This window comes from Xylanibacter ruminicola, assembly GCF_900107775.1.
In the GTDB taxonomy this organism is placed as follows: domain Bacteria; phylum Bacteroidota; class Bacteroidia; order Bacteroidales; family Bacteroidaceae; genus Prevotella; species Prevotella ruminicola_C.
In genome coordinates, this window is sequence record NZ_FNRF01000001.1 from 225,364 (window position 1) to 236,938 (window position 11,575).

An 11,575-nucleotide genomic window follows, 5' to 3' on the forward strand; every position below is an offset into this window, starting at 1 on the left:
CAATTTTCAATTATCAATTAACCAACAGTGATCTTGTCGATACGCAGTTTGATAGTACCACGAGGAATCTTCACCTCAACCTCATCACCCACCTTATGGTTCAGCAAGCCCTGGGCAATAGGAGTCTGGATAGAGATCTTACCCTCACGCAGGTTAGCCTCGCTCTCGCTTACAATAGTGTAAGTCATCTTGGCCTTATTGGTCAGATTAGTCATCTCTACTTTCGAGAGAATCTGTACAGAGTCGGTACTCAAACGGCTGGTATCTATCACCTTTGCTTCGGCGATAGTCATCTTCAGCTGATTGATCTTATCCTCAAGGTGAGCCTGTGCCTCCTTGGCGGCATCGTACTCAGAGTTCTCACTCAGATCGCCCTTTTCACGGGCCTCGGCAATAGCGGCAGAGGCCTTTGGACGCTCAACACCTTCTAAACGCTGCAGTTCGGCTATCAGTTTATCGTAGCCTTCTTGTGACATGTATGCCATAACTATTCAATTTTTAAAGATTTTCTTAATTACTCGGATGGACAAAAAAGAAAAGAATCCCGACTCGCCTTGTGTCGGAATCCCTATGTTGTATTATGTCTTATCCTTACTTATTCGGTTGCAAAGATAAGCATTATTTTCGAATCAAACAAATTTTTTCGATAAAAAAAACAAAAACGCATAGATGACGAGAGCTGAAATCCAGCCTCCAATCACATCGACTGCATAGTGCGCCTGAATGTAAACAGTTGCGAAACACATCAACACGTAAAAAGGCAACAATGTGTATAGCAGTTTACGATTACGGGCATGCCAAGCCAACAACAGCAGAATGGTAGTAACACCCACATGACTGCTGGGGAAAGCTGCCGTAGGACGTTCGCCAGCCTCGTGTGCACTGGCCACACACTGGTAAAAGAAGCCATCCTTCCAGCCTGGTATTGTTAACGCCTCAGAGTGGGTAGCAAAGTAATCGCCCACATTAGGGAAGTTACCCTGCGCTATCTGATCCACTCCTGCCGCCAAGTAGTAATACTGCGGACCAGTAACAGGCATCAACACAAAGATGACATAATAGAGCATGAACGATGCAAGAATGATAAACACCACACGCGAAAACTCCTGATAACGATAAAGGAAATAGTAAAGCGTTACCAGAGCTATGAGCGGATAATACGAAGCATAGCCCAGATGCATCAGTTCGCTGAACACCGGATTAGAAATAGCCTGCGAGAAGACCAGAGCCGGCTGGAAGTGGAACAGCTGCTGCTCGTAACCAGCAAACACATGGTCGAGATTTGGGAACACCTGATTCATATCATAGGTATCGGGATACCACCACGACAATAGTATCAGCTGTAATGCCACACGGAACATCATCGTAAGTCTGCAGGGAATCATACGATACACCCACCAGAGTGCCAGAGTAGAAATAACCACCTGCGCACGCCCCCAAAGCATTTCGCCTGGGTTCTGCAATTTGGTAAAGGTAATCATAATAAGCAGCAGCGTAAACAGCAGATAAGCCATCACTGCCCACTCGAATGCCATTAAGCCCTTACGGGGTTTCTTTTCTATCTCGAATAATTTTTTTATAACCATTTGTTATCCTGATACCATTTAATTGTTTCTTTCACGCCACGCTCCAGGTCGTACTCGGGCTTATAGCCAAGTTCACTGATAGCAGGCTGTATATCACAACGCCAATTACGCTGGCGTAGAATATTATATTTATCGTTATTAAGCGCCGTAACCTTACCTGTCAGTCGGCCGATATACTCACCAAAGAAGGTTACCACACGCAGTACCCAGATAGGCGCCTTGATTCGAATCCACCATGGGCATCCAAGTTCCTGATGAATCAGATTGCTAAACGTCTCACTCTGGTACACCTTACCATCGCTCAAGAAGTACTTTCTACCGTTCTCACCCTTATCCAAAGCCAGGAAGATAGCCTGCACCACATCCTTTACATATACGAAGGTAATATCCTGACGCTTGTAGCCCACAGCAAAATCGGAGTGCTGCTTAATGCTCTTGGCCATAATAAAATAGTCTTTCTCACGAGGACCGTAAACACCAGTTGGACGAACTATTATATAAGGTACGCGCGAGGCCATCTGTTCCAAATACTGTTCAGCGGCCAGTTTACTGCGACCATAAGCGGTATTAGGCTGGGGCGTATCGGTTTCCTTTATCTCCTGATAAGGCTGCTGTTCACGGATAGCACCAAAAATGCTTAAGCTGCTCACAAACACCAATCGCTTCAGCGGCATACCTACCTCAACGAGTGCATCAACCAGATTCTTGGTCCCCTCGGTGTTTATACGGAAGAAATCCTGTTTATCCAAGCACTTAGTTACGCCAGCAGCATGCACTACATAGTCGAATGCCTGACCACGTAGCTGCTCCACCAGTTGAGCCTTCGACGAAAGGTTCAGCTCGATAAAGTTGATGCGCTCATCCTGCAGATAAGCCTTAGAGCTACTGCCACGCACCGCAGCCCATGTATCAAAGCCGCGACGGAGTGCCTCCTCAACAATAAACGAGCCGATAAAACCACTCGCACCAGTTACTAATATCTTCATACAGTTTACAATTTGAGTGCAAAGTTACAATTTTTTAGGCACGGATTACACGGATTGACACGGATTTTAACTATTTTACGAAAAAATCTGTGTCAATCCGTGTAATCCGTGCTTTTTTTTTCTTATCTTTGCAGGCAGAAAGAAAAAAGAAAACAAGCTATGGGTAAGAAGAAAGGTGGAAAACGTTTAGGAAAGAAGCAGGTAAGCGAACTACTACAGAACCTGTTTCAACATAATCCTAACGAAACATTCTCGTTCAAACAAATATTCAAGGTGTTGAAACTCGACACTCATCCTCTCAAAATGCTGGCCATCGATGTGATGGAGGAGATGGCGTGGGATGATTTCCTGCTGAAAGTGAGCGACAACTCCTATAAACTAAACCTGAAGACTCAGGTACAGGAAGGTATCTTCCACAGAAAAGCTAACGGACGCAACTCGTTTGTGCCCGATGATGGTGGTACACCAGTGTTTGTGGCCGAGCGTAACTCAATGTCGGCTATGGATGGCGACCATGTGAAAGTGTCGCTTATGGCGCGCCGCGACAAGCATATCAAAGAAGCGATGGTCATCGAGATCGTGAAACGAGCCCACGACACTATCGTCGGTAAGCTGCGCGTTGAAAAGGATATTGCTTTTCTGGTAACAGCCGACTCTACGATTGTTCACGATATCATCATCCCTAAACGTAAGTTGAAAGGAGGTAAGACCGACGACAAGGCTGTAGTAAAGATTATCCAGTGGCCCGATCAGGACCATAAGAACATTATCGGTCAGGTCATCGACATTCTGGGTAAGACAGGTGAGAACAATGCCGAGATGCACGCCATCCTGGCACAGTATAATCTGCCTTATAAGTATCCCAAGAACGTAGAAGAGGCTGCCGAGAAGATCGACGCAGCTATCACCCCAGAGGAGATTGCTCGCCGCGAGGACTTCCGCGATGTATTCACATGCACCATCGACCCCAAGGATGCCAAGGACTTCGACGATGCCTTGAGTATCAGAAAGACAGACAAAGGTCTTTGGGAAGTTGGTGTACACATCGCCGATGTATCACACTACGTAAAAGAGGGTTCAACCATCGACAAGGAAGCATATGCACGTGCCACCAGTATCTATCTGGTGGACCGTACCATCCCTATGCTGCCCGAGCGTTTGTGTAACTTTATCTGTTCGCTGCGCCCCGACGAGGAAAAGCTGTGCTACAGCGTTATCTTCAAGATGGACGACGAGGCAAACATCAAGGATTGGCATCTGGCACACACCGTGATTAAGAGCGACCGCCGCTATGCCTACGAAGAGGTTCAACAGATTATTGAAGAGGGAAAAGGCGAAAACGCCGAATTCCTGTTGAAGCTTGATGCGCTGGCCAAGAAACTGCGCGAAGCCCGATTTAAAAACGGTAGTGTGAAGTTCGACCGCGAGGAGTTGCACTTTGATATCGACGAGACTGGCAAACCTATCCGCGCCTACTTCAAGGTGTCGAAAGATGCCAACAAACTGATTGAGGAGTTCATGCTGCTGGCCAATAAAACGGTAGCCGAAAGTATCGGTCGCGTGAAGAAGGGTGTTAAAGCAAAAACGCTGCCCTACCGTATTCACGACCAACCAGACCCACAGAAGCTGGAGAATCTGCGCGAATTTGTGGCTAAGTTCGGCTATAAGGTAAAAACAGCCGGCACCAAGGGTGCTATCACCAAGTCGCTTAACACCCTGATGTCGCAGGCCGAAGGTACACGCGAGCAGAATGCCATCGAGACTGTTGCGCTGCGTGCCATGATGAAAGCCAAGTATAGCGTACACAATATCGGTCACTATGGACTTGCTTTCGACTACTACACGCACTTCACTTCGCCCATCCGTCGTTATCCCGACATGATGGTACACCGTCTGCTTACCAAGTATCAGGATGGTGCACGTTCGGCCAACAAGGATAAGTACGAAGAGTTCTGCGAGCACTGCAGCGACATGGAGCAGATATCCATGAATGCTGAGCGCGACTCTATCAAGTACAAGATGGTAGAGTTTATGGCCGACAAGATTGGTAACACCTACGATGCACATATCAGCGGCATCCAGTCGTACGGCATCTACGCCCAGATTGATGAAACCCACTGCGAAGGTATGATACCTATTCGCGACCTGGGTAACGACTACTACGACTTCGACGAGAAGAACTACATGATTGTTGGTCGTCGTCATCACACCAAATACCAGTTGGGCGACCCCATACGTATTCAGGTAGCCCGTGCCAATCTGGAGCGCAAGCAGTTAGACTTCACACTGGCAGATGATTAAAAAGAGTAAGAACTTATATTAATAAAACAGATACACGTGATTAAATTGAGACTAGACAGATACTGGCTTGTAGGGTTGTTGATAGCAACTCTATGCAGTATATCTATGCGAGCAGTGGCATTCGTGCCACCTACAGACCAAATTACCATTGGCCTGGATGCCAACTATGCCCCACTGCAATCGGTAGATAAAGACGGACTGCCCCATGGTTACGACATCGACTTTACACGCGAGTTGATGAAGCGTATGGGTATCAAATACTATTATGTACCCAACCTGTGGAACAAGGTAGCCACCTCGGTGCTGAACGGCGATACCGATCTGGCTATGATGGTTTATTCATCCTATCGCAAGGACACCATCTATTATTCGCGTCCTATCTTCCGTCTGTACTACCAGGTAGTGTATCGTAAGAGCGACTACAAGACGTTTGACTTCCGTAACCTGAAAGGTAAGACATTTGCTTTTCTGAACTCACGCCATATTTCCGAACTGGTGGAGCGCGAAGGTGGTACTTGCGTAAAAGTAAACGATCTCGACCAGTCGTTCCGCGAACTGGCAAACGGCCGTTACGATGCCATCATCTGCTACCGTTATCAGGCCAAATACTTTATCGATCATTACGGCCTCAACAGTCTGGCTCGAGAGGAGATTTCGCTACAGCCACGCGAATACTGCTATGTAGGCCACAACAAGGAGCTGATCGACGCCATCAGCCTGGAGATAGCCAAGATGGACAGCGAAGGACTGGTTGATAAGATATATGGTTCGGAAATCAAGGAAGGCGTTAGTCATCATGGTGTGCCTATGTGGATATGGTATGTAAGTGTTGTCATCATCCTGGCACTCATCTCACTTTATATCTTTACCCTATATCGCTCTCGCCGCAAGTTGCAGTTCACTAACGCCATGTTAGAAACCAACTACAACATATTGGAAATGAGCCACATGGAGTTGGAGCAAACCAATCACCAGCTGATAGAGGCCACAGCCAGAGCCGAGGAGTCATCGAAGATGAAGACCCACTTCATCCAACAGATTTCGCACGAGATACGCACCCCGTTAAATATTCTGAGTGGTTTTACGCAAATACTCACCACTCCAGACTTAGAGTTAGGCGAGGACGAGAAGAAACAGATTGCCAACGACATTGTAACCAATACCGAACGCATTACCGGTTTGGTTAACAAGATGTTAGAACTGAGCGATGCCAACAGCCGCAACGTGATTGAGCGAACCGATAAGGTATCGCCAAATAAGATTGTTAGCGAGGCCATCGTCAAGAGTATGATTGCCGATACTCCCTCACTGACGTTCGATTTAGAGATGCTGCCTGAGGTTGAGAAGATACAGTTGAAGACAAATATGCAAGCAGCTGTTCGTGCCCTTACCCTGTTACTCGACAATGCGCGCAAATTCAGTGCAAAAAGCGCCGACCAGCGTGTCAAGTTGCATGTAGAAACCCTACCCAACTGTGTACAGTTCGCTATCGAAGACAATGGCATCGGCGTTCCTGCCAAGGAAGCTGAGCACATCTTCGACGAGTTTGTACAGCTCGATACATATTACGAAGGCACCGGCATCGGACTAACCGTAGCACGTAGTATGGCACGCCGCATGGGAGGCGATATACAACTTGATACCGACTTCTGTCCTGGCGCCAGATTCGTCATGACACTCCCCCGATAAGCAGAGCTTCTTGCATGCAATCGTTTGCATCGAGAAACTATCAAATACAAGCCCGTTTGGAAACACCGAACGGGTTATTTTCGTACTTTTGCCAAAAATAACTAAAAGCAAGTTGGTATGAAGATCATTTTCAACCTGGAGTACCAGACTATCTTCGGCGAAGAGCTGGCACTGAACATCCTAACGGATGACAAGACGGAAGAGCACAAGATGACAACCCTGGATGGGCTGCACTGGATGTGCGAAATGAATAAGGCAGAGAAATCGTCTGCCCACATCGACTATTATTATACCGTGATGCGCGGCGATCATGAGCAGCGCCACGAGTGGCTGGTTATTCCACACCGTTTGGAGTTTGCTGCTTCAAAAGGAGCCTGTTATATGGTTTACGACCACTGGATTGATATCCCAGAGGATTCGTATATGTACTCGACTGCTTTTACCGAGTGTGTAGCCGCCCGAACACCAAAAATGAGCAACCTTACATCCTACAGCAAGACCATACGTCTGAAGGTTCGTGCCCCACAGCTACGTAACAACGAGCGTCTGGCACTGATTGGTGGCGGCGAAACCCTAGGAAACTGGGAAGCTAAGCGTGCCATTGATATGGCAGAACACGAGAACAACGAATGGGTTATCAGTCTTGACGCCGACAAGCTACCCCGTACCATCGAGTTCAAATTCGTTGCCCTCGACGAGAAAGTGGATGTTACCCCACTGTGGGAAAACGGCATGAATCGTACCGTAGAGCTACCCCAGATGGCTGATGGCGAAGTAGTGGTTTACGAGTTGTCGCAAGCCTATTTCCCCGTATATCCTTGGAAGGGTGCTGGAACCGTCATTCCTATCTTCTCACTACGTAGTGAAGGTAGCTTTGGTGTAGGCGACTTTGGTGATTTGAAACTGATGGTTGACTGGTGCGACAAGACCAAGCAGCGCGTACTGCAGGTATTACCCATCAACGACACCAACATCACCCACACCTGGCAGGATTCATATCCATACAACTCTATCAGCATCTATGCTCTGCATCCACAATACACCGATCTGCGCCAGCTGCCTCAGCTTAAGGACGAGAAGCTACGTCAGGAGTACGAGGTACTACGTAAATCACTGAACGCCCTGCCACAGATCGACTATGAGCGTGTAAACAATGCCAAGATGGAGTATCTGCATGCCATCTATGCACAGGAAGGCGCCAAGACGATGAAGACGGCAGCCTTCAAGCAGTTCTTCGATCAGAATAAGGAGTGGCTAGTACCTTACGCTGCATTCTGTCACTATCGCGATTTGTACGGCACAGCTACCTTTCAGGACTGGCCCGACCATCACGAGCTGCCCGACAGCGAGCGCGAGGCCATGAGTAAGTCAACAACTAAGTTATATAAAGAGGTAGCTTTCTGGTACTATGTACAGTTCAACCTCGACCAGCAGATGCGTTCCGCCCATGCTTATGCCCGAAAGAAGCGCGTGGTACTGAAGGGCGATATCCCCATTGGCATCAGTCGCGATGGTGTAGAGGCTTGGGTAGAGCCCAAGTACTTCAATCTGAACGGACAGGCCGGTGCACCACCCGATGCATTCTCGGCTAACGGACAGAATTGGGGCTTTCCCACCTACAACTGGGATGCCATGCTTGAAGACGGCTGCTCATGGTGGGTTCGTCGTTTCCGCAAGATGTCGGAGTACTTCGATGCCTACCGCATCGACCACGTGTTGGGTTTCTTCCGCATCTGGGAAATTCCTATCGATGCCGTTCACGGCTTGTTAGGTCAGTTCTCACCATCACTGGGCATGACCCGCGAGGAAATCGAAGCCTACGGTCTGCACTTCCAGGAGGAGCTGTTCACCAAGCCATTCATTGCCGACTGGACTTTGGAGCGCATTTTTAGCGAGCGTGCTCAGTACGTAAAAGACACCTTCCTGGATCATGCTCACGACGATATCTGGCAGATGAAGCCCGAATACGACACCCAGCGTAAGGTTGAAACCGCCTTCAAGGGCAAGACCGACGAGGCAGATCTGAATCTGCGCGATGGTCTGTATGCCTTGATCAGCGATGTACTGTTTGTTCGCGACCGTAAGAACAAGGATAAGTTCCACCCACGTATCGGTGTACAGAACGACTTTATCTACGAAGCCCTGTGGGACAACGATAAGTTTGTGTTCAATCGTTTGTACAACGACTATTTCTATCGTCGTAACAACCAGTTCTGGTACACCGAGGCTATGAAGAAGATGCCTCGCCTCACACAAGCTACCCGAATGTTGGTTTGTGCCGAAGACCTGGGAATGGTACCCGACTGCGTGCCCTGGGTAATGAACGAACTGCGCATCCTGAGTCTCGAAATCCAGTCGATGCCAAAGGATCCAACCACACGTTTCGGAAAACTGTCGCATAACCCCTATCGCTCGGTAGATACCATCTCTACCCACGATATGTCAACATTGCGCCAATGGTGGGACGAGGACGAGGAGCAGACACAGACTTACTATAACACCACTTTACGCCGTGGTGGTGCAGCTCCACACCCACTGCCAGGTTGGTTGGCAAAGGACATTGTGAGCCGCCATCTCACATCACCCTCAATGCTCTGTCTGCTGTCATTGCAGGATTGGCTGAGCACCGACGAGAGTCTCCGTCTGCCCGACCAGAATGCCGAACGTATCAATATCCCGGCTAACCCACGTCATTACTGGCGTTACCGCATGCATCTCACCATCGAGCAGTTGCTGCAGGCCGACGACTTCAATAACGAAATCAGCACATTAATTATTCAAAGCGGAAGAAAATAAATGAAAAAGTTACTTTTATCGCTGGCTTTGCTGCCACTCATGGCCATCGCCGGCAATGTAAAATCGCCTAACGGCAATATCGAAGTAAAATTCACAGTTGACAACACAGGGCGCCCTGTTTACGAGATGACCTACAAGGGTCGTGCGGTTATCAAGCCCTCACATCTCGGACTGGAACTGGCCAAGGACCGTCACTCATCCAAGTGGACTAACGAGACCGACCTGATGGACGGCTTCACTATCGCCGAGGAAGAAACATCTACCTTCGACGAGACATGGCAGCCGGTGTGGGGCGAAACCAAAAACATTCGCAACCATTACAACGAGTTGGCAGTAACGCTGGATCAGCCCTCGGCTAAGCGTCAGATGATTATCCGTTTCCGTGTGTACAACGATGGTATCGGATTCCGTTACGAGTTTCCACAGCAGAAGGAGTTGAACTACTTCCTGATTGAAGAGGAGCGCACAGAGTTTGCTATGGCTGGTGATCACACCGCCTGGTGGCTGCCTGGCGATTACGACACTCAGGAGCAGGAGACACAAGAGACCAAGCTCTCTGGCATACGTGCCCGTTTCAACGAGGCCGTTAACTGGTATAACTCATCGGTAGCCGTGTTCTCAGAGACAGGTGTTCAGACTTCACTCCAGATGAAGAGCGACGATGGACTCTACATCAACATCCACGAGGCTGCCTGCCAGGATTACGCCACTATGCACCTGGAGTTGGTTGATGCTCAGACCAAGCATCTCTCACAGGAGCTGAAAGGCTTTACCAATGCCTATACCCCCAATCCTGCTCCATCGCGTTTCCCACTGCCAAAGCCTTTCACCTTTGTGAGTCATCTTACACCAGATGCCACAGGACTGAAAGGCGCTATGCAGACACCGTGCAATACACCTTGGCGTACAGTCATGGTATCTGATGATGCACGCGACATGCTGTCGAACAACCTCATTCTGAACCTGAATGAGCCTTGTAAGATTGAGGACACCTCATGGATTCACCCAACCAAATACTGCGGTGTATGGTGGGAGATGATTGTTGGTAAGAGCTCTTGGAACTATACCGACGATTACCCCAGCATCAAGCTCGACCAGATTGACTGGAACAAGGTAAAACCCAACGGTCGTCATGGTGCCAACAACGAGAAGGTTAAGCGCTATATCGACTTTGCTGCCAAGAACGGTCTTGATGAGGTATTGGTTGAAGGTTGGAACGTAGGTTGGGAAGACTGGGCAAACCTGTGGAAGCGCGATGTATTCGACTTCGTAACCCCCTACCCCGATTTCGATATCAAGATGCTGAACGACTACGCCCACTCTAAGGGTATTAAGATTCTGATGCACCACGAGACCTCAAGCTCTACCCAGAACTACGAACGTCATATCAAGGAGGCTTACGAGTTGATGAACAAATATGGCTACGATGCCGTAAAGACCGGTTATGTAGGCGATATCATTCCTCGTGGCGATCACCACTACTCACAGTCGATGAACAACCACTACCTCTATGTCATCAAGGAGGCCGCCAAACATCATATCATGGTTAACAGTCACGAAGCTACACGTCCTACAGGTCTGTGCCGTACTTGGCCTAACCTGGTTGGTGGCGAGAGTGCACGTGGTACAGAGTATGAAGCCTTCGGTGGTTCAAGACCCGATCATACCTGTATCCTGCCATTCACACGCTTGCAGGGCGGTCCGATGGACTACACCCCAGGTATCTTCGAGACCCAGCTTAAGAACTGGAGCGAGAACACCTCATGGGCACGTATCACCATTGCAGGTTCGCTGGCACTCTATCTCACCATGTACTCACCACTGCAGATGGCTGCCGACCTGCCCGAGAACTACGAGAAGTACGACGATGCTTTCCAGTTTATCCGCGACGTAGCTTGCGACTGGGATGAGAGCATCTATCTGGAGGCCGAACCAGCCGACTATATCACCGTTGCCCGTAAGGCCAAGGGAACCAACAACTGGTTTATTGGTGGCAAGTGCGATGAGAACGGACACAAGAGCACTATCAAGCTCAACTTCTTGGATAAAGGTCGTAAATACGACTGTACTATCTACGCTGATGCCAAGGATGCCCATTACGAGCACAATCCAAAGGCTTACGTCATCACCAAGAAGGTGGTAACAGCCAAGGATGTACTCAAGCTCACTGAGGCTCCTGGTGGAGGATTCGCCGTATCACTTATTGCTAGATAAAGC

7 protein-coding genes are annotated in these 11,575 nt (G+C 48.7%); 4 read left to right on the top strand and 3 right to left on the bottom strand.

What is annotated here, in order from left to right:
* Positions 1–17: 17 nt before the first annotated feature.
* The 3 genes from greA to BLU97_RS00890 all read right to left on the bottom strand — a co-directional run bounded on the left by greA (position 18) and on the right by BLU97_RS00890 (position 2,572).
* A complete protein-coding gene (gene greA, locus BLU97_RS00880; protein WP_013064600.1) occupies positions 18–485 on the bottom strand; it encodes a transcription elongation factor GreA in 468 nt (155 codons plus the stop codon).
* Positions 486–629: 144 nt separating this feature from the next.
* On the bottom strand, positions 630–1,586 hold the full coding sequence (locus BLU97_RS00885; protein ID WP_028906838.1) for a phosphatase PAP2 family protein: 957 nt from the start codon (positions 1,584–1,586) through the stop codon (positions 630–632).
* Positions 1,577–2,572, bottom strand: coding sequence for an NAD-dependent epimerase/dehydratase family protein (locus tag BLU97_RS00890; RefSeq protein WP_013063410.1), 996 nt, complete (start codon positions 2,570–2,572; stop codon positions 1,577–1,579). The genes BLU97_RS00885 and BLU97_RS00890 overlap by 10 nt, the downstream gene beginning before the upstream one ends.
* A 159-nt stretch (positions 2,573–2,731) precedes the next feature.
* Here BLU97_RS00890 and rnr point away from each other — a divergent pair, with 159 nt between their 5' ends.
* The 4 genes from rnr to BLU97_RS00910 all read left to right on the top strand — a co-directional run bounded on the left by rnr (position 2,732) and on the right by BLU97_RS00910 (position 11,572).
* Positions 2,732–4,873, top strand: a complete 2,142-nt coding sequence (gene rnr, locus BLU97_RS00895) for a ribonuclease R (protein WP_074759827.1) — start codon at positions 2,732–2,734, stop codon at positions 4,871–4,873.
* A 105-nt stretch (positions 4,874–4,978) separates the two neighbouring features.
* Positions 4,979–6,562, top strand: a complete 1,584-nt coding sequence (locus BLU97_RS00900) for an ATP-binding protein (protein WP_074759828.1) — start codon at positions 4,979–4,981, stop codon at positions 6,560–6,562.
* 117 nt (positions 6,563–6,679) lie between these two features.
* On the top strand, positions 6,680–9,358 hold the full coding sequence (locus tag BLU97_RS00905; protein WP_074759829.1) for a 4-alpha-glucanotransferase: 2,679 nt from the start codon (positions 6,680–6,682) through the stop codon (positions 9,356–9,358).
* Positions 9,359–11,572 (top strand): glycoside hydrolase family 97 protein, encoded by a 2,214-nt coding sequence (locus BLU97_RS00910; protein ID WP_074759830.1) that lies wholly within the window; start codon positions 9,359–9,361, stop codon positions 11,570–11,572.
* The last annotated feature ends 3 nt before the right edge of the window (positions 11,573–11,575 follow it).